This window comes from Amycolatopsis sp. NPDC003865 (assembly GCF_053605345.1).
This window is the reverse complement of the sequence record NZ_JBSGJA010000031.1, coordinates 60745-85300: the sequence shown is the minus strand read 5'-3', so window position 1 is coordinate 85300 and position 24556 is coordinate 60745. Positions and strand designations below refer to the sequence as shown.

26 protein-coding genes and 1 pseudogene are annotated in these 24556 nt (G+C 70.2%); 17 read left to right on the top strand and 10 right to left on the bottom strand.

From position 1 onward, the window contains the following. Positions 1–57: 57 nt before the first annotated feature. Together ACWEVP_RS45100 and ACWEVP_RS45095 are read left to right on the top strand one after the other, a co-directional pair. Complete coding sequence (locus ACWEVP_RS45100) at positions 58–306, top strand: hypothetical protein (RefSeq protein ID WP_452068745.1); 249 nt, start codon at positions 58–60, stop codon at positions 304–306. Between the two features lie 102 nt (positions 307–408). After that, on the top strand, positions 409–1467 hold the full coding sequence (locus tag ACWEVP_RS45095; protein WP_452068744.1) for a DUF3644 domain-containing protein: 1059 nt from the start codon (positions 409–411) through the stop codon (positions 1465–1467). Positions 1468–1818: 351 nt separating this feature from the next. Here ACWEVP_RS45095 and ACWEVP_RS45090 read toward each other — a convergent pair. From ACWEVP_RS45090 to ACWEVP_RS45060, 7 genes and pseudogenes are all read right to left on the bottom strand, one after another. Beyond that, positions 1819–3210: pseudogene (locus ACWEVP_RS45090) on the bottom strand (MFS transporter); the annotation flags it as partial. Between the two features lie 108 nt (positions 3211–3318). Beyond that, on the bottom strand, positions 3319–3963 hold the full coding sequence (locus ACWEVP_RS45085; protein WP_452068743.1) for a class I SAM-dependent methyltransferase: 645 nt from the start codon (positions 3961–3963) through the stop codon (positions 3319–3321). Positions 3964–3982: 19 nt separating this feature from the next. Further along, positions 3983–5458 (bottom strand): multicopper oxidase family protein, encoded by a 1476-nt coding sequence (locus tag ACWEVP_RS45080; protein ID WP_452068742.1) that lies wholly within the window; start codon positions 5456–5458, stop codon positions 3983–3985. Between the two features lie 314 nt (positions 5459–5772). Then, positions 5773–6351 carry a PspA-associated protein PspAB gene (pspAB, locus tag ACWEVP_RS45075; RefSeq protein ID WP_452068741.1) on the bottom strand — a complete coding sequence of 193 codons (579 nt, stop codon included), beginning with the start codon at positions 6349–6351 and terminating at the stop codon, positions 5773–5775. Positions 6352–6354: 3 nt separating this feature from the next. After that, positions 6355–7263 (bottom strand): zinc metalloprotease HtpX, encoded by a 909-nt coding sequence (gene htpX / locus ACWEVP_RS45070; protein WP_452068740.1) that lies wholly within the window; start codon positions 7261–7263, stop codon positions 6355–6357. A gap of 5 nt (positions 7264–7268) precedes the next feature. Then, complete coding sequence (pspAA, locus tag ACWEVP_RS45065; RefSeq protein WP_452068739.1) at positions 7269–7547, bottom strand: PspA-associated protein PspAA; 279 nt, start codon at positions 7545–7547, stop codon at positions 7269–7271. Continuing rightward, positions 7544–8317, bottom strand: coding sequence for a PspA/IM30 family protein (locus tag ACWEVP_RS45060; RefSeq protein ID WP_452068738.1), 774 nt, complete (start codon positions 8315–8317; stop codon positions 7544–7546). The genes pspAA and ACWEVP_RS45060 overlap by 4 nt, the downstream gene beginning before the upstream one ends. Before the next feature lie 238 nt (positions 8318–8555). Between ACWEVP_RS45060 and ACWEVP_RS45055 the strand changes: the two genes are divergently transcribed. The 10 genes from ACWEVP_RS45055 to ACWEVP_RS45010 are packed head-to-tail and all read left to right on the top strand — an operon-like array spanning position 8556 to position 14590. Next, a complete protein-coding gene (locus ACWEVP_RS45055) occupies positions 8556–8837 on the top strand; it encodes a YgaP family membrane protein (protein WP_452068737.1) in 282 nt (93 codons plus the stop codon). After that, positions 8834–9088 (top strand): hypothetical protein, encoded by a 255-nt coding sequence (locus ACWEVP_RS45050; RefSeq protein WP_452068736.1) that lies wholly within the window; start codon positions 8834–8836, stop codon positions 9086–9088. The genes ACWEVP_RS45055 and ACWEVP_RS45050 overlap by 4 nt, the downstream gene beginning before the upstream one ends. Then, positions 9085–9360, top strand: a complete 276-nt coding sequence (locus ACWEVP_RS45045; protein ID WP_452068735.1) for an SHOCT domain-containing protein — start codon at positions 9085–9087, stop codon at positions 9358–9360. The genes ACWEVP_RS45050 and ACWEVP_RS45045 overlap by 4 nt, the downstream gene beginning before the upstream one ends. Before the next feature lie 29 nt (positions 9361–9389). Further along, a complete protein-coding gene (locus ACWEVP_RS45040; RefSeq protein WP_452068734.1) occupies positions 9390–10061 on the top strand; it encodes a methyltransferase family protein in 672 nt (223 codons plus the stop codon). Beyond that, on the top strand, positions 10058–10501 hold the full coding sequence (locus tag ACWEVP_RS45035) for a hypothetical protein (RefSeq protein ID WP_452068733.1): 444 nt from the start codon (positions 10058–10060) through the stop codon (positions 10499–10501). Before ACWEVP_RS45040 ends, ACWEVP_RS45035 begins: the two co-directional genes overlap by 4 nt. A gap of 8 nt (positions 10502–10509) precedes the next feature. Then, positions 10510–10941 carry a hypothetical protein gene (locus ACWEVP_RS45030; protein WP_452068732.1) on the top strand — a complete coding sequence of 144 codons (432 nt, stop codon included), beginning with the start codon at positions 10510–10512 and terminating at the stop codon, positions 10939–10941. Next, positions 10938–11300: a metal-sensitive transcriptional regulator gene (locus tag ACWEVP_RS45025; protein ID WP_452068731.1), complete on the top strand. Its 363-nt coding sequence runs from the start codon at positions 10938–10940 to the stop codon at positions 11298–11300. Before ACWEVP_RS45030 ends, ACWEVP_RS45025 begins: the two co-directional genes overlap by 4 nt. Beyond that, positions 11297–11992 (top strand): ABC transporter ATP-binding protein, encoded by a 696-nt coding sequence (locus tag ACWEVP_RS45020; RefSeq protein WP_452068730.1) that lies wholly within the window; start codon positions 11297–11299, stop codon positions 11990–11992. Before ACWEVP_RS45025 ends, ACWEVP_RS45020 begins: the two co-directional genes overlap by 4 nt. Next, a complete protein-coding gene (locus tag ACWEVP_RS45015; protein ID WP_452068729.1) occupies positions 11989–13467 on the top strand; it encodes an ABC transporter permease in 1479 nt (492 codons plus the stop codon). The genes ACWEVP_RS45020 and ACWEVP_RS45015 overlap by 4 nt, the downstream gene beginning before the upstream one ends. Positions 13468–13504: 37 nt before the next feature. After that, a complete protein-coding gene (locus ACWEVP_RS45010) occupies positions 13505–14590 on the top strand; it encodes a saccharopine dehydrogenase NADP-binding domain-containing protein (RefSeq protein WP_452068728.1) in 1086 nt (361 codons plus the stop codon). A 19-nt stretch (positions 14591–14609) separates the two neighbouring features. Here ACWEVP_RS45010 and ACWEVP_RS45005 read toward each other — a convergent pair whose 3' ends face one another. The 3 genes from ACWEVP_RS45005 to ACWEVP_RS44995 form a co-directional block, all read right to left on the bottom strand. Further along, positions 14610–16517, bottom strand: a complete 1908-nt coding sequence (locus tag ACWEVP_RS45005) for an NUDIX domain-containing protein (protein ID WP_452068727.1) — start codon at positions 16515–16517, stop codon at positions 14610–14612. 101 nt (positions 16518–16618) lie between these two features. Continuing rightward, a complete protein-coding gene (locus ACWEVP_RS45000) occupies positions 16619–17596 on the bottom strand; it encodes a DMT family transporter (protein ID WP_452068726.1) in 978 nt (325 codons plus the stop codon). A 1-nt stretch (position 17597) separates the two neighbouring features. Further along, entirely contained in the window at positions 17598–17891 is a 294-nt protein-coding gene (locus ACWEVP_RS44995) for a hypothetical protein (protein WP_452068725.1), read from the bottom strand. Between the two features lie 266 nt (positions 17892–18157). Here ACWEVP_RS44995 and ACWEVP_RS44990 point away from each other — a divergent pair, with 266 nt between their 5' ends. The 5 genes from ACWEVP_RS44990 to ACWEVP_RS44970 are packed head-to-tail and all read left to right on the top strand — an operon-like array spanning position 18158 to position 24555. After that, positions 18158–18745, top strand: coding sequence for a hypothetical protein (locus ACWEVP_RS44990; RefSeq protein WP_452068724.1), 588 nt, complete (start codon positions 18158–18160; stop codon positions 18743–18745). Then, complete coding sequence (locus tag ACWEVP_RS44985; protein WP_452068723.1) at positions 18745–19842, top strand: cytochrome b; 1098 nt, start codon at positions 18745–18747, stop codon at positions 19840–19842. The genes ACWEVP_RS44990 and ACWEVP_RS44985 overlap by 1 nt, the downstream gene beginning before the upstream one ends. Next, positions 19842–20096: a hypothetical protein gene (locus ACWEVP_RS44980; RefSeq protein ID WP_452068722.1), complete on the top strand. Its 255-nt coding sequence runs from the start codon at positions 19842–19844 to the stop codon at positions 20094–20096. The genes ACWEVP_RS44985 and ACWEVP_RS44980 overlap by 1 nt, the downstream gene beginning before the upstream one ends. Further along, positions 20093–22123, top strand: a complete 2031-nt coding sequence (ftsH, locus tag ACWEVP_RS44975) for an ATP-dependent zinc metalloprotease FtsH (protein ID WP_452068721.1) — start codon at positions 20093–20095, stop codon at positions 22121–22123. Before ACWEVP_RS44980 ends, ftsH begins: the two co-directional genes overlap by 4 nt. A 2-nt stretch (positions 22124–22125) precedes the next feature. Then, complete coding sequence (locus tag ACWEVP_RS44970) at positions 22126–24555, top strand: heavy metal translocating P-type ATPase (RefSeq protein ID WP_452068720.1); 2430 nt, start codon at positions 22126–22128, stop codon at positions 24553–24555. The last annotated feature ends 1 nt before the right edge of the window (position 24556 follow it).

Below are 24556 nucleotides of genomic sequence, written 5' to 3'. Positions count from 1 at the left end.
ACGCCGGGGCGGACGACGTCGCCGCGGTGCTCAGGGACTTTCGGCGAATGACGCGACATGCTGGCGATCTCTGGCTCTTCGAGCACGCCCGCTTTGCCAAGCGGTCGCTGGGAGCTCGGCCAAGACGCCATCGCCCACCTGAGGACCGAGCTGGCGGGCGGATGCTACCCCAACCACGACCCTGCTGCGGCCACCCGCGACGCCAATGTCCGCATCGAGCAGCTGGAACGCATCCACTCCGCCACGCTCCGCTTCGTCTCGGCGCACACGCAGATCCTCGGCCGAGCCACCACGCCCGACCGCTGACTGTGTTCGTCCGATCGGGTGTCGATCGGCGCCGCCGTGCAACACCAAGGTGCGCTTGATCGACTGTGATTCCGTCGAGGACCTACCGGCGAAGGGAGCGCGGTGAAGAAGGAAGCCCGCCTTCTCAAGGAGAAGTCGCTCAACTCGCTGACATTGAGCGTCGAACACTTCAACCGTCCGTGGAACGTCGGGCGCGCCGAAGCGGTACTCATGCTGCTCGACCACTCCTTCGAAATGCTGTTGAAGGCGGCCATCCTGCACCGCGGCGGCCGGATCCGGGATCCCGGGGAGAAGAACACCATCGGTTTCAACCAGTGCGTCCGTCGGGCCTTGTCCGCCAAAGACCTCCAGTTCCTCACCGACGAGCAGGCCCTGACGTTGCAGGCGATCAACGGGCTCCGGGACGCCGCCCAGCACCACCTGCTGGACATCAGTGAGGGGCACCTCTACCTGCAGGCGCAGTCCGGTATCACGCTGTACAGGGACCTGCTGAAGCTTGTGTTCGGCGAGGAGCTGCGGGAGGTGCTCCCGGAACGAGTGCTTCCGGTGGCCACGATCGCGCCGCTCGACCCGATCGCGCTGTTCGCCGACGAAATTCACGAGGTCGCGCGCCTGCTGCGCCCGGGACGACGTCGCCGTGCCGAGGCCGCGGCCAAGCTTCGCGCGCTGTCCATCGTCGACGGTGCAATGCAAGGAGAGAAGCTGCAACCCAGTGAAGCGACCCTGCAGCAGCTGAGCAAGCGGATCGGAAGCGGCGAGACGGAGCTGGACGTCCTGTTTCCCGGAATTGCCGGCGTGCGCTTCGCCGCCGAGGGGACCGGTCCCGAGATCAACCTTCGGATCGTCAAGAAGGAGGGGATTCCGGTCACGCTCGTAGCGGAAGGGAACAGCGATTCCAGCGTCGTCGCGGTGAAGCGCGTGTCCGAGCTGGACTACTACAACCTGCGCTTCCGTGATTTGGCCCAGAAGCTCGGCGTCACCACGAACCAGACGACGGCACTGATCACTGAGCTCGGCGTCAAGGAGAATGAGGATTTCGCCAAGCAGTTCTTCAGCACTTGGTGCTACTCGCAGAAGGCGCTGCAGTGTCTGAAGAATGCCCTCGACGAGAGGGCCGCAGACGAGTGGTGGCTGTTGTACAAGGCCAGGCGTTCCGCCTGAGCGGTCGAGAGTGGATCAGCTGGACCTACCGGTTCAGCGTGCGTTGCCCGGGTAATCCGTGCGTTGACCGAAGCTTGCAAGTGCGAGTACGTGGCGATGTCCATGTGGTTGCCGTCCCAGCGCGCAGTTGATGAGATCCAGTGACGCCTGCGCGGCCGTGATTGGGGGTGGCCAACTCGGCCCGGTGGCACCGGAAGACGACCGTCCGTGCCGCACTCGGCCCAGCTGACTTGACCACGGCGCGGGAAGTCGGAGACCGGATTGGCCAGCCGATCTCCGACCGTCGTTTCCTGCGGGATCACTGCTGTATAGATGCTGCGCCCGGTTGTCACTTGCTTCGGACACCTCAGTGGCAGCCGGGCGGCGGAGTGTGACCAGCGCCAGCACGGCGCCCACCGCCGCGATGCCCGCGGCACCGGTGAACGCGGCCGAGAACCCGCCGGTCAGCGCGACCGGGTCACCGGTCTTCCCGGCTCCGGCCGCGACGCCGACCGCGGTCATCGCGGCCAGGCCTAGTGCCGAACCGATCTGGTACGCCGTGTTCACGATCCCGGCCGCCAGGCCGCCTTCCTCCGGGCGGGCGCTCGAGATCGCCGTGCCCAGTGACGGGATGAACGCCAATGCCTGGCCCAGCGCCGCCACCAGGGACGCCGGCAGCACGTCGACCACGAACGTTCCGGTCGGGCGCGCGAACGACAGCCACACCAGACCGGCCGCCAGGGCGAGCATCCCGCCTGCGATCATGGCCTTGAAGCCCCACCGCGCGATCAGCCGGGGTGCGACGGCGACCATCAGGACCACGATCAGCAGCGTCATCGGGAGCAGTGCGGCGCCGCTGGCGAACGCGCCGTACCCGAGTACTTGCTGCAGGTAGAGGTTCAGGAAGTACCACATCGGGATCCACGCCGCGCCGAGCAGGAACTGGGCGAGGTTCGCGCCGCCGAGGTTCGGGGTGCGGAAGATGCCCAGGCGGACCAACGGAACCTGGCGGAGCCGCTGGACCGCGACGAACGCCGCCAGCAGCGCCACCGCGCCGGCCAGTGAACCCCACGTCGACGCCGAGCCCCAGCCCGCTTCCGGCGCCCGCACCACCGCGAACACCGCCAGGGCGAGCCCTACCGTGACCGCGACCGCGCCGAGTACGTCGACCGAGCCGCGGCGTGCCGGGGCCGACGGCATCAGCCGCCCGGTCGCCACGATCGCCACCAGCGAGATCGGCACGTACAGCCAGAAGATCCACGGCCACGACAGCCACTCGGTGATCACGCCGCCGAGGAACACCCCGGCCGTGCCGCCCGTGGGCGCCGCGGCGCCGTAGAGCGCCAGCGCCTTGGGCAGTTCCTTCGGCCGGTCGCCGAACAGCATCATCAGCAGCGTCAACGCGGACGGTGCGATCAACGCCGCCCCGGCGCCCTGCACGACCCGGCCGGCCAGCTCGACCCACGCCGTCCCCGCCAGCGCCGCGACGACCGACCCGGCCAGCGTGGCGACCCACCCCGCGGTGAACATCCGGCGCGCGCCGAACAGGTCCGACAGCCGCCCGCCGAGCAGCAGCAGCCCGCCCAGCGCGATCACGTAGGCGTTGAACACCCACGACAGGTCTTCGGCGCCGAACCCGAGGTCGCGCTGCATCCTCGGCAGTGCGACGCCGATGATCGACGTGTCCATGATGACCACGAACTGGGCAAGCGCGATGAGCCCGAGTGCCCACCAGCGCCGGGTTCCCACAGCCTTCTCCGACATGACAGCCCTCCAGTCGCCTATACCCAGAGGGGGTATCTGATAAGGCTGAGGAAACACCTTCGTGTGCGATCGCGCAAGTACCCCTACGGGGTATATGTGCGACGTCGGTCACTCGCTCGCGATCGTGGCGCGGCCGAGGATGTGGTCGTGGGGCGGGATGAACCGCAGCGGGGCGTAGTGGACGTGCTCCAGCTCCTCGATGTGGAAGCCCGCCGCCCGGATGGCCGCGGCGAGGTCGCGGTTGGGGCGGCAGCCGCCGGCAATGCGTGTCCACAGCGGGGTGATGGCGTCCTGGACGAGGCCGAGGACCGGGTTGGCGGAGCGGACGTGTTCGAAGAACCGCAGTTCGCCGCCGGGCCGGAGCACGCGGCGGATTTCGGCGAGGGCCGCGGCGACGTCGGGGACCGAGCAGAGGACGAGTGAGGTGATGGCGGCGTCGAAGCTGCCGTCGTCGGCGGGGAGGGCTTCGGCGTGGCCGGCGACGACCCGCACCGGCACGGGGGCGGCCGTGGCGGCGCATTCGGCGAGGGTGCGGAGCCGGTTTTCGGGTTCGACGGCCACGACTTCGGTGACCGTGGCGGGGTAGTGGCTGAAGTTCAGGCCGTTGCCTGCGCCGACTTCGATGACCCGGCCAGTGAGCCCGGCCAGTACGTGGTCGCGGTGTCCGGCGGTGCCGCGTTGTTCGGATTCGGCGCTGGTTCGCTGGTACATGCGGGCGAAGCGGGGGTGCTGGAACGGGGAGAGGTCGGTCATCGGTGTCGTCCTCCTGGCGTCAGGCCTGGTAGCCGAGGATGGTCGCCATGCCGGTTTCGGCGTGATAGGTGTTGTGGCAGTGGAGCATCCACTGTCCGGGGTTGTTCGCGTCCAGGTTGCCGGTGACGGTCTGCCCGGGCAGGACGGCGACGGTGTCTTTGCGCGGCCCGCTGTCGCCGAGCTGGAAGGTGTGGCCGTGGACGTGGATCGGGTGCCACATCATCGTGCGGTTGCGCAGGACGAGCCGGACGCGCTGACCTTCTTTGATGAGCAGGCGCTGGTTCATGTCGAGCCGCTGGCCGTTGATGCCCCAGTCGTAGTTCATCATCCCGCCGGTGAGGTCCAGGGTGTGCGTGACGTCCGGCGTCTTGGCGGGGAGCCGGACGTCGTCGGCCGGGACGAGCCGGTCGTAGCCCACCCGGTCGCGCTCGAGTTCGGTCGGCCGGATTGTGGCCGGGGGCGGAGTCCCGGCTCCGGTGCGGATCAGGGCGAGGGCGGTGGTGTCCTTGCCCTCGGCGAGGGCGACAAGCGGGAAGACGCCGTCGGCGAGGGTGGTGATGACGTCGTAGCGCTCGCCCATGGCGATCAAGAGCGTGTCGGTCTCGACCGGTTGGACGGGGTAGCCGTCGGTGTGAGTGACCCGCAGGCGGTGCCCGCCGAGTGCGACGCGGAAGGCGGTGTCGGAACCGGCGTTGATGATGCGGATGCGGGCGCGTTGCCCGGGGCGGGCGGTGAACGTCGCCGGTGCGGTGGGGACCTGGCCGTTGATCAGGTAGTGGGGATAGCGCAGATCGCCGGCATCTCCGCCGAGCAGCGGGCTGCTGCCGCCCATGCCCGACATCGACCCCATCATGCCGCCCATGGACCCCATGCCCTGCCGGAGTGTGGCCAGCACGTCGTCGGGGGTCTGCCCGGTTCCGTCGACCCAGTCGTCGAGTACGACCACCCAGTCCTGGTCGTAGCCGCTGGGCTCGTTCGCGTCTTCGACGATCAGCGGGACGTAGAGGCCGCGGTCGAGCTGGGTGCCGGAGTGCGGGTGGAACCAGTAGGTGCCGGGGTTTTCGGCAATGAACTGGTAGGTGAAGGTGGCGCCGGGGGCGATGGCTTTCTGGGTGAGGTCGGGCGGGCCGTCCATGTCGTTGCGCAGGGCGAGGCCGTGCCAGTGGACGGTGGTGTCGGCGGGCAGCCGGTTGGTCAGTTCCGCGTGGATCGTGTCGCCGGCGCGGACGCGGATCTCCTTGCCGGGCAGGACACCGTCGTAGGTCCAGGTGCTGACCTGCGGGCCGCCGAGGTCCACCGGCCCGCTCTGTGCGGTCAGCCGGATCGTGCGGACCTGGCCGGTCGCGCGCCGCCGGGCTTCGAACTCGGCCACGCGGGGATCGGTGGGTAGCACCAGGTTCGCGGTGCCGGTGGAGCTGGTGCAGGCCGTCAGCACGCCCGTGCCTGCCAGCGCGAGGCCGGCACGGAGGATGCTGCGGCGGCTGAGCGGGTTCATCGTGCCGCCGTTTCGAGTCGGTCGGTTTCGAGTTCTACCTGGGGTCGATCTTGGGTGGTTCGGCCGGGAGGCGAGCGATGGTCATGGGCGGGTATCCGGCGGAGTTCGTTCGCACGGAGGTGGCGAGGCGGTGGCCGAGGCAGCTGTGCGTGTGCTGTGATCGCGGCGCCGCAGGCGGCGGATGAGCGCCGTGATCGTCGAAGCCAGCAGGGTGACCAGCACGAGCACGCCGATCGTGGTGGCCGGCCAGACGCCGGTGGTCACTTGTCCGTATCCGGTTGCCATGGTGGTTCACCTTCCTTCGACGGGGGAGTTCACGGCACGGGTGCGTCCCAGATCGGGAACCAGCGCTCGAGGTCGGCTTCGACCGGCAGTTCCCCGCCGAGCGCGGCGCGGACCTGCATCTCCAGCGCGTTGTCGCGTCGCTGTTCGCCGCTGGGGGCGAAGGGGTAGACGGTGCCGCGCTTGAACAGGTACACCAGCCCGAGCCGGCGAGGCCGCTGCTCCTCTCCGCCGCGGAATCCGACGACCGTGCACAGCAGGGTGGGGCCGAAGCCGTTGTCGGTGAGGGTGGAGTTGATCGCGTGCAGGCCGGTCACCAGCGCGCCGAGGTCTACAGTGGACTGTCGGCAGGTGATCCAGGTGAAGCCGTAACGATCGTGGCTCACGGACACCTGCACCGTCGGGTCGAGGTTCAGCAGTGCGCGAATGTCGGACTGCGAGTGTGCTGACGCGGACTCTTCGGCAGCCTTGAAGCAGACCGCGCCGACGCCGGTCGGGGCGAAGCCGAGCGCGGCCTGCAGGGTGTATGCGGCTGAGGGGATGGCGAAGAGGACGTCGAGATTCGGCTGTACGGGCTTGGTCCGGCCGAGCAGGATGTCGAGGAATCCCATCGGTCAGACCTCCTCGCCGAGCTGGGTGGACAGGCTCGCCAGCTGGTCGAGCCGGCGTTCGAGGCTGGGATGGGTGGACAGCAGACTGGACAGGCTCGTGCCGGCGCCGAGGGCGGGGGCGAAGAAGAAGGCGTTGAACGCCTCCGCGGTCCGCAGGTCGCGGGTGGGGATCCGCTTGATGTCCCCGCTGACCTTGGTCAGGGCTGAGGCCAGCGCGGACGGGCGGCCGGTCAGCATCGCGCCGGCGCGGTCGGCGGCCAGTTCCCGGTAGCGGGACAGGGCGCGGATGAGCAGGAAGCTGATTGCGTACACCGCCACGGACACCGCCATCACGGCCAGGACGACGAGAAAGGTGTTGTCCCGGTCGTTGCGGCGGCCTCCGCCGAACATGCTGGAGTAGAACGCGAAGCGCGCGATGAGCCCGGCAAGGACACCGAGGAAGGACGCGACGGTCATGACGACCACGTCGCGGTGTGCGACGTGGGACAGCTCGTGCGCCAGCACGCCTTCCAGTTCTTCGGTGTCCAAGCGCCCCAGCAGGCCGGTGGTCACGCAGAGCACGGCACGCCGGGTGCTGCGCCCGGTGGCGAACGCGTTGGGTAGGTCCAGGTCGGCGACCGCGACACGCGGTTTGGGCATGTCCGCGGTCGCGCAGAGCCGGTCGACGATTCCGTGCAGATACGGTTCTTCGTCCGGGGTGACGATCCGCGCCTGCATGGCGTAGAGGGCGATCCGGTCGGAAAACCAGAACTGCGCGAACAACAGCCCGCCGGCGATGACCACGACCCAGACCACCGACTTGAGCAGGAAGACCAGCGCGACGACGAACGCCACGTAGACCAGCCCGAGCAGGAACGTGGTGAGCAGCATCCGGGCGGTGAGCTGGTGATCGGGGCGGAACCGGGTTCGCATGGCATTCAGCCCGGGATCAGGCCGTCGTCGGACAGCAGAGCACGCACTTCAGCCAGGTTGCTGTCGGCGGACGGCAGGACGAGTTCGGACGCGACGAGCGCGTCCTCGGCCAGCGGAGCACCCAGTTCGCGCACCGCCGCCAGCAGATCGGTCAACGTGGGGACGAACGCCTCCGCGTCGCCGGATTCCACCGCGGTCAGCAGCCGGGCGTCGAGGGCGTTGAGGTCGTCGATGCGGTCGTCGGCGACGTCGTACTGACCTTCGCCGAGAATGCGGATGATCACGACGAGACCTCCTGTCCGGGCTGAGTCGTGGTGACCGCCTTGGTGACGCCGGGTTCGAGCTCACCTGGCTTCCGGGCCTTCAGCTGGGCGAGTTCGCGGTCGATATCGGTACCGGGACCGGTGGCGGCGTCGAGAGCGGCCTGGATGTCGTCCCGCTGTCCCGTCGGCGACGAGGCGTCGTCGAGTGCGCCGGAGGCCATCAGTTCGTCGAGCGCCGCGGCGCGGGACTGCATCTGTGCGGTCTTGTCCTGCGCGCGCTGCATCGCCAGCCCGACGTCGCCCATTTCCTCGGAGATGCCCGAGACGGCTTCGCCGATCTTGCTCTGGGCCTCCGCGGCCGTGTAGGTCGCCTTGATGGTTTCCTTCCGGGTGCGGAACGCCTCCACCTTGGCCTGCAGGCGCTGCTGCGCCACGGTCAGCTTGTCCTCCTCGGCCTTCAACGCGTCGTGCTGGGGTTGCAGCTCCTGGATCTGCGAAAGGGCCGCCGCGCGCCGGGTCAAGGCCTCGCGGGCGAGGTCGTCCTGGCCGGCCTGCACCGCCTGGGCCGCTTGCGCCTGGAGGCGGTCGGCGCTCTGCTGCAACTGGCGGGCTTGCAGCTCCAGGCGCTTGCGGCTGGTCGCGACGTCGGCCAGGCCGCGCCGCACCTGAGCCAGCATCTCGGTCTGGCGCTGGTACGAGTAGTCCAGCACCTCGCGCGGGTCCTCCGCACGGTCCAGGGCCTTGTTCGCCTTCACCTTGAACAACAAGGCCAAGCGTCGAGCGATACTCACGAGCACCCACTTCCTTCCCGGCAGTCGAGGCGGCTGGTACCCGCAACTGTCGACCCGCGGCTCCGGTAGCGGGCAGGGACCAAGGTCTCCTATCCAGGGTCGTAGGTCCCCGATCTGTGGGACACCCGACGTCAACTATCCGGGATAGGACCTTGTGCCCCCGCGGCGATGACGTTGGCCAGTGGCCGGTCGACGCGGTGGCGCGGCACGGTGATGACACGAAAGGAAGGAGAGAGTCATGGCTCAGCACAAAGTCTCGGCGGCGCCCGGCGCTGTACAGGCGACCTGGCGCAGCGTGAACATCACGCCGATCGAACGGTGGGGCCGCATCCTGATCGGTCTCGCCGTGATCACCAGCGGCATCGTGCTCCTCACCGGTGCCGGTTCGGTGCTCGCGGTGGTGCTCGAAGTGCTTCTCGTCCTGGCCGGCGTCGACCTCCTGGTCACCGGTGCGTTGGGGCACTGCCCGCTGTACCAGAAGCTCGGCTACGTGCCCAGGTCGCTGCGGAGGACGCGATGATCACGCCCCGCGACCCCCGCGGTCGCATCCATGAACCGGACCAGCACCAACACCCGGCCGGCTCCGACCACCACGGCGGGCACAAGAGCGGCGGGCACGGCTGGATGATGATCGCCTGCTGCATTCCCATGCTGGTGATCGCCGTGGTCCTGCTGGCGACCGGTGTCGTCGGCGTCAACTTCTTGATCGTCGCCATCGCGTGCACCGTGATGATGGCGCTGATGATGCGAGGGATGGGGCATTCGTCATGATGTTCTGGTATGGCAACGGGATGGGCGGCTGGGGCTACGTGCTCATGACCGTGGGCATGGTGTTGTTCTGGGGCCTGGTGATCTTCGGTGTGGTGGCCCTGGTCCGTGTCCTCGGCCGCACACCGCAGCACCCCACTGTCCCGCCGGGCGGGCCGGCGGGTCCGGAACAGATCCTCGCCGACCGGTACGCGCGCGGCGAGATCGACGAGGACGAATACCACCGCAGGCTCGGCACGCTGCGCGGCCGCACCGGCCCGTCGTCGGAGTCCTGACGGTTGCGCCGGGCTGAAAGGACTCTGTGATGGCTGATGCCGCGTACGGCCTGTGGCCGCTGGTTATCCTCAACACCGCCCTGTTCGCGTTCTTCGCGGCGAGCTTCTTCCACCCCAAGACCAAGCGGGACTGGCGCGCGATGGGCGTGTTCACCGCGTTCCTGGTGGCCCTGTTCACCGAGATGTACGGCATCCCGCTGACGATCTACCTGCTCGGCTCGTGGCTGGGCTCGCAGTTCCCGCTGCTGCGCGACACCCACGCAGGCGGACATTTGTGGAACGACCTGATCGGCTGGACTGGTGACCCGCACCTGAGTCCGTTCCACCTGGCGAGCTACGTCGCGATCGGCGGCGGGTTCTGGCTGATCGCGGTCGCGTGGCGGCACCTGCACGACGCTGCCCGCGAGGACCGGCTGGCCACCGGTGGCCCGTACGCGCGGATTCGTCACCCGCAGTACGACGGGTTCCTGCTGGTGATGATCGGGTTCCTGCTGCAGTGGCCCACCATTCCGACGCTGATCATGTTCCCGATCCTGGTGGTGGTGTACGCCCGGCTTGCGCGCGCCGAAGAACGCGAAGTGGCGAAGCAGTTCGGCGAGGACTGGACGGCCTACTCCGCCCGGACCCCGGCGTTCTGGCCCCGGTGGGGTTCCCGCCGCACGCTCACCCCGCCGACAGGCCCGTCCCGGAGGAAGCCATGACGACCCGCAGCGTGCGCGCCGGCCTGATCGCCGCCGCCTGCTTGGCCCTGTTCTACGTACTCGTCGTCGGCGGCTTCGGCGGCATCGCGCACCTCGGCGAGCAGGTCGTGTCCGACGCGCCGTGGCTGCTGCTGATCGTGGCGGGATTCGGCACCCAGGTCGGGTTGTTCGTCGAGCTGCGTCGTCGTCAGCGCCTGCACGCCGGGATGAAGGCGGCAGCGGGAACCGGGGCCGGCGCCTCCACCGTCGGCATGATCGCCTGCTGCGCCCACCACGTCGCCGATCTCGCCCCGATCATCGGACTGTCCGGGCTGGCGGTGTTCCTCACCGACTACCGCGTCCCGATCATGATCGCCGGGATCGCGATCAACGCGGTCGGCGTGCTGCTCGCCGCCCGGCGGCTGCGCCACACGCCCGTGCCCGCGCCGACGGAAAGCTGACGGTCACCATGAGCACGCTGACACCCCATCGCCGCCGCACCATCATCCTGCTCACGCTGGCGGCCCTGCTCGCCGGCGCAGCCGCGACGTGGTGGGCAGTCACCCGAACCAGCACCACTCCGGGTTTGGAGACGCGCACGGTGCAGGCCGGGACGGTCGAGGTCCGCATGACCCCGCTGACCCTGGACACCACCGGCGCGGCGTTCCGCGTCGAGTTCACCACCCACAGCGGAGCCCTGGACCTCGACCCCGCCGCGGCGTCCCAGCTGCGCGTCGATGGCCGGCTCACCCCGGCCGGCACCTGGAGCGGCCCCGGACCGGGTGGGCATCACCGCGATGGCACGCTCCGCTTCATCACCACCGTCCCCAGCGGAGCCGGCGTCGAGCTGCGCATCACCGGCCTGCCGCAAGACGTCGCCGGAACTTGGACAGCGCCGTGACCACCACAACCGCGTCAGACCCGCCGGCCCGGACTGAACGCGACCTGTCGCCACTCCGCCAGCGCGTGCGGCGTGCGGCCGGCCAAGTGCTCGCGATCGACCGCATGCTCGGCGAAGACCGCCCCTGCGAGGACATCCTGATCCAGCTCGCCGCCGTACAGGGAGCCTTGCGCGCCATCGGGCAGCACGTCCTGGCCTGCCACCTCACCGACGCACTGGGTGCGGTCAGTACCGGTGACCTGTCCGCGGTCGCGGCGGCCGAGGACGCCGCCTACCTCGCGGGACTGCTCGCGAACGTGTCCTCACCCCGCAGCGGCGCACTCCCGACCAGCCAAGGGAAAGCGGGTGGACCCCGATGACCTCCACCGAAGGAACCGTCACCAGCACCCAGACCACACCGACGCCCGATGTTCGTGGCGAGCCGGTCCTGACCGCGTCCGGGATCGAGAAGACCTACCGGCGCGGGATCTGGCCGGCCCGCCACCACCAGCAGGTGCTGCGCGGCACCGACCTCACGCTCCAGCCGGGCGAGGTGGTCGGGCTGGTCGGCGAGAACGGCTCCGGCAAGTCCACGCTGATGAAGATCCTCGTCGGCGCGCTCAGCCCCGACGCCGGCACCATCGTCCACACCGGACTGCTCGGGTACTGCCCGCAGGAACCGATCGTGTACGAGCGGCTGACCTGCGACGAGCATTTCGACCTCTTCGGCCGTGCCTACCGCATGGCCCCCGACGCGGTGGCGAGGTCGCGCCGCGAGTTGTATGCCGCGCTGGGGTTCGAGCGCTATGCGGGCACCCGCGCCGACCAGCTTTCCGGTGGAACGCTCGCCAAGCTCAACCTCGGTCTCGCGTTGCTGGCCGACCCGCAGGTGCTGCTGCTGGACGAGCCCTACGCCGGGTTCGACTGGGACACCTACCTGAAGTTCTGGCAGCTGGTCGCCCAGCGCCGGGATTCCGGCCGCACGGTCCTGATCATCAGCCACTTCGTGGCCGACGAGGAGCGGTTCGACCGCATCGTGCACCTGAGCGACGGCAAGGCGGTGCCGAGATGACCGACACCGCGGTATTCGCCCGGCGTTTCCTGGCCGACTACTGGCGCAACCCGGTCAACCTGCTCGTGCTCGTCCTGGTGCCGGTCGTGTTCGTCGTCGTGGCCGCCGGACCCATGGCCAACGCTGCGAAGCTGCTCGGCGGCACTGGCCTGTCGGTCGAGACCGCCACGGCGGGCTGGGCCGCCGGGTTCCTCGCGGGCATCGCCATGTACTTCCAGACCCGCGCAGCCCGTGCCGCCGACCGCCGGCTGGTCCTGGCCGGTCTGCCCACCCCGCGGCTGGTTGCGGCTCGCCTGTTCACCGGGCTCGGCCTGGCCGCCATCGCCGCGGCAGCCGCCCTGCTCGCCTTGGCTGCCCGCACCGGCATCGACGAACCCGGCCGGGTGATCGCCGGCACCGCCATGTTCGCCGTCATCTACCTCGCCATCGGCGCGCTGGTCGGGGCGCTCGTGGCCAGCCCGGTCAACGGGACCGTACTGATCCTGTTCGCCTGGATCATCGACGTGTTCTTCGGCCCCGCCCTCGGCTCGCCCGACCGCGTCGCGACACGCTGGCTGCCCACGCACTTCGCCACGCTGTGGATGGTCGACCTGCCCTCCCGCCACGGCGGCCGGCCCGGCGACCTCGGCTGGGCCCTGGCCTGGACGCTCGGCGCGCTCGCGCTCGCCGTGCTGGTCGTGACCACGACCACCCGCGTCGCACACCGGACTCGCCACCGTACGGGCCAGTTCGTCACCGGCCTGCGCATGGGGTTGCGCGACTACCGGCGCAACCCGGTCCTGTGGGCGCTGCTGATCGTCGTGCCGGTCATCTTCATCTGGCTGTCCAAAGTGATCACCCGGAACCAGACGACCGTCCTGTCGTTGGTGGAGGACGGACAGACGGTCACGCCGACGTTCTGGCTGCCGAACGTGCACGCCGGCACCATGACCCCGATCGCGATCGCCTCCCTGGCCGCACTCGCCGGGCTGTTCATCGTGCTCGACGCCCGCACCGGCGACCAGCGCCTCGCCCTGGCCGGCTTCCGCGTCCCCGCCTTGCTCGCCGCCCGCCTCGGCGTGATCGCCGCCGCGGTCCTGCTCACCACCGCCGCCTCGCTCACCGTAACCGCGCTCGTGTTCGACGCCCACCAATGGGGCGTGTTCATCGCCGCGAACCTGCTGCTGGCCGCCACCTACGCACTGCTCGGCGTCTGCCTCGGCCCGATCTTCGGCCGGGTCAGCGGCGTCTTCATCGCCTTCCTCGTGCCGTTCCTCGACCTCGGCATCGGCCAAAGCCCCATGCTGCGCACCGCACCGCCGGTCTGGGCGCAGGCGCTGCCCGGGTACGGCGCCTACCGGGTGCTGCTCGACGGCGGCCTCACCGACCACTTCGACGAAACCGGCCCGCTCCTGCTGGGCCTCGGCTGGCTGGTCGTCCTCGGCATCCTCGCGACCTTGTTGTTCCGTCGCACGTCTTCCCGGAAGCCGGCATGAGATCCACGCAAACCATGCGGCAACGGAGGCGATCGGCATGACAACCGGATCGATTCTCGTCGTGGGCGGATACGGGGTGGTCGGCAGCCGAATCGCGGCCGACCTGGCCACGGACTTCCCGGACAGCGTCGTCGTGGCGGGCCGCGACCGGGACCGGGCGGACGGCTGCGCGGCCGGGATCGGGCACGGAGTGCGGGGCCGTCGGATCGACGTCACCGAGCCCTCGTCGATCGACGCGGCCCTGGAGGACGTCTCGGTCGTGGTCAACTGCGTCGACCAGCCCGAGCGGGGCCTGTTGCGGGCTGCTGTCGAGCGGGGCCTCGGCTATACCGACATCACCCCGCATCTGACCGACCTCGGGCGGGGCCCCGCCTACGAGCGGATCGACGCCGCGGCCGCGGCATCCGGTGCGCGGATCCTGCTGGGAGCGGGGATCGCGCCGGGTATCTCGAACGTGATGGTACGTGCGCTGGGGGACCGGCTCGGCGGCGCGACCGGCATCGAGACGGCGTTGCTGCTCAGCGCCGACGACGTGATGGGGCCGGGCTCGTTCGACTACATGCTGCAGGAACTGGCGATGTCCTTCGACGTCCATGTCGACGGGACCGATCGCCGGGTGCGGGCGTTCACCGCACCCCGGGTCGTCGACTTCCCGCCGTCGGTGCACGCCTACCTGTTTCCGTTCTCCGACCAGGTGCTGTATCCGCGCACCATGGGTGCCCGGACCGTGAAGACCAGACTGGCCATCGCTCCGTCGCGGATGAGCCGGCTGCTGGCGTTGCTGGTGGCGTCGCGCGCCGCTCACCTCGTCGCGACGCCGCCTGTTCGTGCCGCCCTCGGCCGGCTACGACGAAGCCACGCCGGACGACCGGACGCGCCGTACGCGGTGCGGGTCGACGTGACTCACGACGGTCGTGCCGCGCACGCGAAACTGGCCGGAATGGGACAGGCACACGCGACCGCGACCAGCACGGCGGCGCTCGTGCGCTCGCTGGTCGACGGCGAAATCTCCCAGCCGGGAGCCCGGATGCCCGAACAGGTCATCACCCCGGAACGGTTTTTTGCTCGGCTCGCCAGGGCGGGCCTGCGCGTCGAGGTTTCCGATCCGGCGCCGGCCCGATAGCCGGCCGGGGCCCATTCGGTCAGGACGACGAGTCCTCGCTGCCGTGCTGGTGGGGGAGACATGCTGACAGCAGTTCGATCACGGTGGCGGTCATCCGGCCGAGCGGCGGCAGGTCATGGCCTGGCGACGTCGCGCCGGTCTCGGCCAGTGGAAGGGTCACTACGGTTGCGACCTCGGCGAGGTTGGCCGAGGCGGTGAAAGCGGGCTTGGCCGACCAGGCCACGACCGGGGTGACGAGAAAGCCGGAGTCGGGGAGGGCGTGCGGGGGGAGGGTGCCGATGATCTCGACGGATCGTGGGTCGAGCCCGACTTCCTCGGCGGCTTCGCGCAGCGCCGCGGCGACGGGGCCGTCGTCACGGGGTTCCGCTGCTCCGCCGGGGAAGACGAGCTGGCCCGGGTATTGGGCGAGGTCCGCGGCGCGTTCGGTGAGCAGTACACAGGGGCCCGCCGGGGAGTCGGTGAGCAGCACCAGGACCGCGGCAGGCCGCAAGATGACCTGCTCGGGCAGCCTGCCCTTGGCGGGGCGGGTGTGGTGTGCCAGCTGCTCGACCCACGTGGGGTGTGCTGACACCCGGCGCGGGGGCTGGCCGTCGGGGTTGGCTGAGGTGAGCCAGTTGAGCTGGCCGGAGCGCACGGTCAGGAGGGCGACGCCGGGGTCGGTGTCGGGGGCGTGAACGAATCGGGTCTGCTGCCCGAATCCGGGATGCCCGAACAGGGCGCGGGCCGGGCTGCGAGTGACCGGATCACCGGCCTCGGCCCAGTCGGCCGGGTTGTTGGCCACGGCGACGAAGGCTTGGCACGAGCCGACGAGGTGTGCGGCGGGCCCGCCGAAGGGCACGAGGGTTTCGCTCATCGCCGGCACCAGGACCAGGTTCGCGCCCGCTTCGGCGAGAGCGTGCACCGCGTGCGGGTTGAGCAGGTCCCGGCAGATCGCGATCACCAGATGCCACCCGTCGGCCGTGACGTACACGCGTAGTTCCGGCCAGCCTTGTGGCTGGATGTCTTCGGTCACTGGGCGATCCGCCGGGGAGTGCTTGTCATGGGTGAGGGGACGGTCGCAGCCGCGGACCCAGGCCAGAGCGGTGTTGCGGCGGCGACGCGGGCTGCCCTCGTGGTGGTAGCTGCCGGCGACCAGGAGGCGGGGGCCGTCCGGTCGGTGCACCCAGTCCCGCAGGTGCTCGGCCAGTTCCTCGGTGACGCAGAGCTCCGGTAGCACGATGATGGATGCTCCCGCGGCGGTGGCGCGGGTCATGAGCTGCTCGATTTCGCCGCGCTGCCGGTCGATGTCGGCGGGGCGTACGGGGAAGGTTTGGTGCTGCTCGTCGCGGGGCAGTTCGAACTCGGCAAGCGTCCGGTTGGGGTGGCAGGTGGCGAGCAGGGTGCCGGCGGTGACCAGGCCGGCGAGTGTGTCGGCCAGGCTGTAGTCGAAGACGAGGCGGAACTGCGCGGCCCATTCCCCGGCGAGCCGGACCCGCCGGGTTTCGTCCAGCCTGTTGGCCAGCCGCCACGGCGGCGAGGTGGGGGGCATCGCGGTCACTGCGGGCAGGTCGGGGTGGTCCAGCGGGATCGGATCGCCGACTCCCGGCTGGTAGGGGCTGCGCCGCCGGAAGGATTCCGCGAACGTGTGGCCGTATGCGGTGTCGATGAACTGGGCGAGGCCGTGGGCGACGACGACCGCGGGCACGCCGTCGACGGGCTCCAGCGCAGCGGCGAACGCGCGCCGCAGGCGCGGGAACAGGACGTCAGGCTGCGGCGTGGACAGGAGTCGGGACAGGCTCGAGAGGACCGCCGCGACATGGGTACTGCAGGTGGGTGTGTTGACGCGTTCCCACAGCACGGCGTGCTCGTCACGGCACAATTGCAGCAGGTGCGTGAGAGTAACCAGCGGTTCCGGCTCCGCGGTCACCGTGGCGCGGAGCGCTGCCACCCGATCCGTGAGCGAGGTCAACCGCGGCATGCACGGCGCACAGAGTACGGGGTCTGACCCCATGGTCCTTTCCTCGGCGAGGGCCGGTGTGCGGTCGTCGGTCATGGCCGCTCGCTCGGATGACGGCTCGATGTGCCGACGGTGTCGTCGGGCGGCCGCGCGGGCGACGCGGTGGCTCTGCGCCTGGCGGCGTGGCCTGAACCCGCGACCACCGCGAGGGCGCCGATGACGATCGCGTCGCCGATGATCTCGGCGACGGTGACACCCTCGCCGAGGACGACCACTCCCAGCAGCACGCCGACGACCGGGACGAGCAGAGTCCAGGAGGTTACTGCGGTCAGGGAGGCGCGGCGCAGTTCGGCGAACCACAGCACGTAGGGCAGAGCCGTGGCCGCCACCGCGAGGACGACCAGGGCGGCGACGAACCGGGCGCTCCACGTGATGGCAGGCGGACCCTCGAGGATCGCGGCGATCACGGCGAGCACGGCGCCGCCCAGCAGGAACTGCCAGGCCCCCAAGACGAGGATGTCGACGGCGGCGAGCCGCCGGGCGAGCAGCGCCCCCGACGCGATCCCGACCGCGGCCGACAGCGCCAGCCACGCACCGCTCCCGGTTCCGGAGGGGAGCGCCACGACCAGCAGGCCGATGAACCCGATCGTGACTCCGGCAATCTCGACCCAGCGGGGGCGTTCCCCGAACAACCACCACGCGGGCAGCACGACCAGCAGCGCCTGGGTGTTGGCCAGCACGGACGCGACACCCGTGGTCACTCCGGTGGTACTGGCCGCCATCGCCCCGAACGCCACCGTCACGTTGAGCAGCGCGAGGACACCGATCAGCAGCCACGTGGTCGTGTCGCGAGGCACGGATTTCGGCACCGGTGATCGTGGACTCAGTGTGGCAGCGCCCAGCAGCGCGATTCCGGCAATGAGGGCTCGTAGCGCCGCGAACCACAGCACCGGCGAATCCCGCAGCCCCCAGCGGATCAGGACGAAACAGGACGCCCACGCCAGCACGACGACCAGCATCCGCCCCAGCCGCGGCCCGGGCCGTGTGCCGGGGCGGGTCCTTTTCGGCATGTCAGTCCTTTGTGGTCTCGGGCCCGGTGGTGGACTGCGTGACCAGCCAGTTCCACAGCGCGGGGAGGGAGGTGGTCGCGTCGTGGAGCACCACGGCGCGGCGGCGACGTGGGTCCACCCGGACGTCGACGACGCCCGGCTGCTGCTTCAGGAGCGAGGCCGCCTTGTCCGGATCCGCGCCCCAGGGGACACCCCGCAGGTCCAAGGTGACCTTGCACGTCGGGTTCGTCCGCGGACGCGTCCGCATTCGACGCAGGGGCGAGCGCCAGCGAGTGAGCCGCGCGTCGGGCTTCATGCTCTACCTCCTGTGCCGCGGATCGCCATTCTGCGGCCGACCGGGTCGGCGGTCGAAGGGCCGAACGGCACAGAGACAGTGACCATGGTCCCCGCCGGCCCGGGGGCGGGGGCTACTAATCGTGATAGGAGACCAAAGTCCCTGCGGAGTGGGTCTTCCAGCCGCTGCGCACACCCCGGGTGGGTACCGATCCTTTCCGTTGAGCGCTGCTGAGGAGCCCGGATGGCGGGTGAGTCGCAGACAACGACGACAGGAAGGCGGATGCCATGGCGTGGCATGACCCAAGAGTCGGTGCTGGGCCGCTGCGGGTGGTTGCCGCCGCGGTGGCCGCGGTGTTGCTGCTCGTGCTGCCCGCTGTCCCGGCTACGGCCGACGAGGAGGAGAGCACCCACTCCTCGGAACTCGTCGAGCAGGCCATCGCCCTGATCGCGAACGAGGGTGGCGACGAGCGGGTGGCCGAGCGGATTGATGACGCGTTGAAGGCGCCGGACAAGGAGGGTGTCGACCTGGCCAAGGTCGGCCAAGCGCGGGAGGTCGTCGAGGCTCCGGGTGAGGAGTCTGCCGCGACCGCGCAGGCCCGCGTCCTGCTGCTCGATTCGCTGGGCGGCAAGCTGCCGTCCGCCCCGGAGGGCGAGCACCAGGCGACTGGCATCGAAACCGGTACCAGCGTGGTTCTCGACGAGTACAAGCCCGCCCGCGGGGTCAGCGACGGGGGCGACGCGATCCTGCTGGGCCTGTCTCTGGTGGTGCTCCTCGGTGGGCTGTACCTGGCGTGGCGCCTGCGGCCCCGGCACAGCGTGCACCAGCTCACCCGCCAGACCGGCGAGCGTGCCGGCGGCCGGAAGGAGGAATGATGACCACTGAGCAGAAACCGTCTCCCGCTGTCGGCGACGCCGCTGAGAGTGAGCTCGCTCCAGCCGGGCGGCCCGGCTGGTTTCGCCGCGCGGTCGACGCCGTCGACGAGCGTATGGGAATCAAGGCACTGGCCTACCCGGTGCCCGAGCACGCCAACAACCTCGGCTGGAGCCTCGGTGGCCTGACCCTGGTGTCTTTTCTGATCCTGCTGGTCACCGGCGTCTACATCGCCCAGTTCTACGTGCCCATGCCGGAGACGGCCAACGAGTCGATCCGCGATTTGGTGACCCGGGTGTGGCTGGGCGGGTTCGCCCGCGGCCTGCACTACTGGGCGGCGCAGGCGATGTTCGTGCTGGCGCTGCTGCACATGCTGCGGGTGTTCTTCCACGCTTCCTACAAGAAACCCCGTGAGGGCAACTGGATCGTGGGGACCGCCATGCTGCTGCTCGCATTCCTGGCGATCTTCACCGGAAGCGTGATCAAGTGGGATCAGGAAGGCTACGAGGCGCTGGCGCACAACCTCGACGTCGCGAACCTGCTGGGCAACGCGGGCATCTGGTTCACCGCCCACCTCAGCACCAAGGTGCCGCTGGTGCTGCGCCTGTACACCGCGCATGCCGTGATCATTCCCGGGCTGATCGTCCTGTTGTTCGTCTGGCACGCGTTGCTGGTCAAGCGGCACAAGATCTCCGCCCACCCCAGGATCACGGCCCCGGAGGTGGAGACGCCGGAGCCGTTCACCGCGCACCTGAAGCGGGTCGGCGCGTTCGGTCTGGTGCTGCTCGGGGCGCTGTCCGTGCTGTCGGTGCTGATCCCGCCGGTGGTCGGGCCGACCCCGGTGGAAGGCATCGAAATCACCCGTCCACTGTGGATGTTCTGGTGGTTCTTCCCGATCGAGCAGTGGTTCGGGGTGGCCGCCATCGGATTCGTCATCCTGGGCGTGTTCCTCCTGCTGTTCGCGGTGCCCTTCCTCGACCGCAGCCCGAAACGCCGGTGGCGGGAACGCCCGATCGCCGTCACGGTCATGGTCGTGATCCTGCTGGCCCTGGTCGCCGTCAGCGTCAACGTGTGGATCTTCAACCCGAAGGGGCACTGATGAACGACATCGATGTCCGGCGCGCCCGGCGCTGGTTCTGGACGCTGACGGTGATCGCGATCCTGGCCATGAGCGGGCTGTACCGCGAACTCGGTGCCGCGCCCGGTGCCGGGACGGCCCTGCTGACCCTGCTGGCCGGGCTGGTGCTGCTGGCCTCCAGCGTGCAGGCGGCCCGCATCTTCACCAGGCTGGCGGGCCCGCCGCGCGTGTCATGGCGCCGGATCCGGGCCGGGCGCGGCAGGAGGCAGGCATGACCAAGCACGCGATCACGCCCCCGGAAGGCGGGACGCCGGCGCCGACCGCGCCACCGCGGCCGCCGGTGTGGCGGCACCTGCTGTGGCCTCTGGCTGTCGCCGTGACGATCACGCTGTGGATCCTGGTACCGAAGTTACAAGCCCCGGCGAAGATGGATCTGACCTACTCGGACTTCCTGGCCGACATCGCTTCCGGCCAGGTCAAGTCCGTCACGCTGGTCACCGACGGGGCGGCCACCGGCACCCTGACCAACGGCCACAACTTCACCACGGTCATCCCCGCCCAGGCCGGTGCTCCGCTGTTGGACCGCCTGGAGAAGGCCAAGGTCGCCGTCTCGGCGTCCGCGCCGTCGCCGTCGTTCGGCTCCCAGTTGCTCAACTGGGTGCTGATCCTGGGGCCGTTCCTGCTCATCATCTGGTTCTGGCGCCGCATGTCCACCGGCGCGATGGGTCACATGCAGGGCGCGATGGGCGTGGCCAAGTCGAAGGCGAAGGTGTTCGACGCCGAACGGCCCGACACCGCCTTCGCCGACGTCGCGGGATACGAGGGGGTCAAGGCCGAGATCGCCGAAGTGGTCTCGTTCCTGCGCGAGCCCGAGCGCTACCGCCGCGCCGGGGCGACGGCGCCCCGTGGAGTGCTGATGGTCGGCCCGCCGGGGACCGGCAAGACGCTGCTGGCGCGGGCGGTGGCCGGGGAGGCGAGCGTGCCGTTCTTTTCGGTGGCCGGCTCGAGTTTCGTGGAGATGTTCGTCGGGGTCGGCGCCGCCCGGGTGCGTGACCTGTTCGCCGAGGCCCGCAAACGTGCCCCGGCCATCGTGTTCGTCGACGAGATCGATGCACTGGGCGGCCGCCGGGGTGGCACCGGCGCGATGGTCGCCAATGACGAGCGCGAGCAGACCCTCAACCAGCTGCTGTCGGAGATGGACGGATTCGATCCCTCCGAGGGGATCGTGGTGCTCGCCGCGACCAACCGGCCCGAGGTGCTCGACCCCGCGCTGCTGCGGCCGGGCCGGTTCGACCGGCAGGTCACGATTCCCCTGCCGACGCTGGCCGAGCGGGTCGCGATCCTGACCGTGCACTGCCGCCGCAAGCAGCTGGGCCCGGATGTCGATCTCGATGTCGTCGCCCGCGGGACGCCGGGGTTCTCCGGAGCGGATTTGGCGAACCTCGCCAACGAAGCCGCGATCGTGGCCGTGCGCGATGGGCGTGAGGTGCTCATCGAAAACGACTTCGACATCGCCCGCGACCGCATACTGCTCGGCCGGCGGGAGGGTTCCAACGCCTTGCTGCCGGAAGAGAAACACGCGGTAGCGGTGCACGAGGCCGGGCATGCGCTGGTGGCTGCGCTCTCGCCCACCGCCGACCCGGTGGCCAAGGTGACCATCCTGCCCGCCGGTCAGACCTTGGGCGTGACGGAGCAGCTGCCGCTGGTGGAGCGGCACCTCTACGGCGAGGACTACCTGGAGCAGACGCTCGCGGTGCGGCTGGGCGGGCGCGCCGCCGAACTGGTCGAGCTCGGCCAGGGTTCCTCCGGGGCGGCCAACGACCTCGCCCAGGCCACCGAGCTGGCCACGAAGATGGTGCGCGAGTTCGGTCTGTCCAGCGAGGTCGGCCCGGTCGGCTACCCGCAGGGCGGGTCGGTCTTCCTCGGCAGCGGTGGACCAGGACTGTCCAGCCGCCCGTATGCCGAAGCCACCCAGGCTGCCATCGACGCCGACGTCGCCCGGCTGCTGCGCGAGGCCGAGCAACGCGCCACGGACCTCCTGGTCAGCCACCGCGACGAGCTGCGCAGCCTGGTCCGACTGCTACTGGAGTTCGAGACCGTCGACGGCGACGCCGTCTACGCCCTGGTCGGGCAGGACGCGCCGGAGCTGCGGCCCGGCGCGGCGACAGTCGCCCCCCGCCGGGCCGCCGCTCGCACCCAGGCCACCCTCGCTCAGCACGACCACACCGATCCCACCGACACGGCGAGCTCGCGCGTACACCACGTTGCGGCCGCCGAACCCGTCTCCCCGAAGGAGCAGTGACGATGCATGACCCCACCGGCCACCACGACCACCCGGGCGGAGCCGCGAACACTGTGGTCCTCGATGTCCGCGGTCTGCACTGGGCCACCGAGCAGAACGTCGTGAACGCGGTCCTGCGGCGCCGGCCCGGAGTGCTGGACGTGGCGGCCAATCCGGTCGCACAGACCGCGACCGTGACGTTCGATCCGGCCCGCACCTCGGTGGCCGAGCTGAGCGGCTGGGTCCGGGACTGCGGCTACCACTGCGCCGGCCAGTCCGTGCCGGACCACGTGTGCGACCCCATGCAGGAACCCGGGCCGTCGGAACACAAGCACCACGAGCACGCCGAGGCCGAGTCGCTGCGGTCCCCGCACGAAGCCATGGGCCACGGCGGGCACGCGGGCATGTCCATGGCCGCGATGGTGGCGGACATGCGCAACCGGTTCCTGGTCGCGGTGCTGTTCTCCATCCCGATCGTGCTGTGGTCGCCGATCGGCAGCCAGGTGTTCGGCTTGAACCTGCCGGTGCCCTTCGGCGTGCGGCAGGACGTCTGGGCACTGGTGCTGAGCCTGCCGGTGATCTTCTACTCGTCCTGGATCTTCTTCGACGGCGCCGCGCGGGCCTTGCGAGCACGCACCCTGGACATGATGGTGCTGGTGGCCGTCGCGGTCGGGGCAGGCTGGCTGTACTCGCTGGTGGTGACGCTCTCCGGCGGCGGCGACGTGTTCTACGAGGCGGCCACCGTGCTCGCTTCGTTCGTGCTGCTGGGGCACTGGTTCGAGATGCGTGCCCGCGGCGGCGCCAACGACGCTATCCGCACCCTGCTCGACCTCGCCCCGCCCAAGGCGGTCGTGCTCCGCGACGGCAAAGAGGTCGAGATTCCCACCGCCGACGTCGCCGCCGGGGACCTGCTGCTCGTGCGGCCCGGGGCGAAGATCGCCGTGGACGGCGTGGTGGAGGGCGGCGAGAGCGAGGTCGACGAGTCGATGGTCACCGGGGAAAGTCTCCCGGTGCACAAGGCCCCCGGTTCGGCGGTGATCGGCGCGACCATCAACGCCAACGGCACGCTGCGGGTCCGCGCGACCAAGGTCGGCTCGGACACGGCACTGGCCCAGATCGTCAAGCTGGTGCAGGAGGCGCAGAACTCCAAGGCGCCGGGCCAGCGGCTCGCTGACCGGGCCGCGTTCTGGCTCGTCTTCGTGGCCCTGCTCGGCGGCGGCGCCACCCTGGCGACCTGGTTGCTGACCGGCAGCGCGTTCTCGACCGCGATCCTGTTCGCCATCACCGTCGTGGTGATCACCTGCCCCGACGCGCTCGGGCTGGCGACGCCGACCGCGATCATGGTCGGCACCGGGCTGGGCGCCAAGCGCGGTGTGCTGTTCAAGAACGCCATGGCCTTGGAGACGTCTGCCCGTATCCAGGTCGTGGTGATGGACAAGACCGGCACGTTGACCAAGGGCGAGCCCGAGGTCACCGACGTGCTCACCGACAGCGCCGGGAGCGGGATCGACGAGCGGGAGCTGCTGCGGCTGGTCGCCGCGGTGGAGCGGGAGTCCGAGCACCCCCTCGCGGAGGCGATCGTCCGCCGCGCCGACCGGCTGGGCCTCGACGTCGTGCGTGCCGAAGGCTTCGAGAACGTGCCCGGACACGGCGCGATCGCCCATGTCGACGGGCACCGCGTGGTGGTGGGCAACCGGCGGTTGCTGGAGCGGGAGGAGATCTTCGCGGGCCCGCTGGCCGCGCGCCGGGACGAGCTCGCCGCCACCGGCCGCACCACGATCTTCGCGGCCGTCGACGGGCTGGCGGCCGGGGTGATCGGCATCGCCGATGCGGCCCGGGAAACGTCGGCCGCCGCAGTGGCCGCGCTGCACGAACTCGGGGTCGAGGTCGTCATGCTCACCGGCGACAACCAGGCCACGGCCGAGCGGATCGCCGGGCAGCTGGGCATCGACACCGTGATCGCCGAGGTGCTCCCGGGCGACAAGGCGGCCAAGGTCGCCGAACTGCAGCGCGACGGCCGGAAGGTCGCCATGGTCGGCGACGGCGTCAACGACGCACCGGCGCTGGCGCAGGCCGACCTCGGCATCGCCATCGGCGCCGGCACCGACGTCGCCATCGAAACCGCCGACGTCGTCCTGATGCGCTCCGACCCGCTCGACGTGCCCACCGCGCTGCGGGTGGGCCGTGGCACGTTGCGCAAGATGCGCCAGAACCTCGGGTGGGCCATCGGCTACAACACCATCGCCCTGCCGATCGCCGCGGGCGTGTTCGAGCCGGCGCTGGGTCTCGTGCTGCGTCCCGAGATCGCCGCGTTGTCGATGTCCGGCTCGAGTCTCATCGTCGCGCTCAACGCCTTGGCCCTCAAACGGCTTCGCCTGCCGAGTGCCGCGCCCGTGCAGACCTCGCCGGAACCCGCCATCGCCGCCCTCGGCGAGGCCCACCACGCCGCCTGAA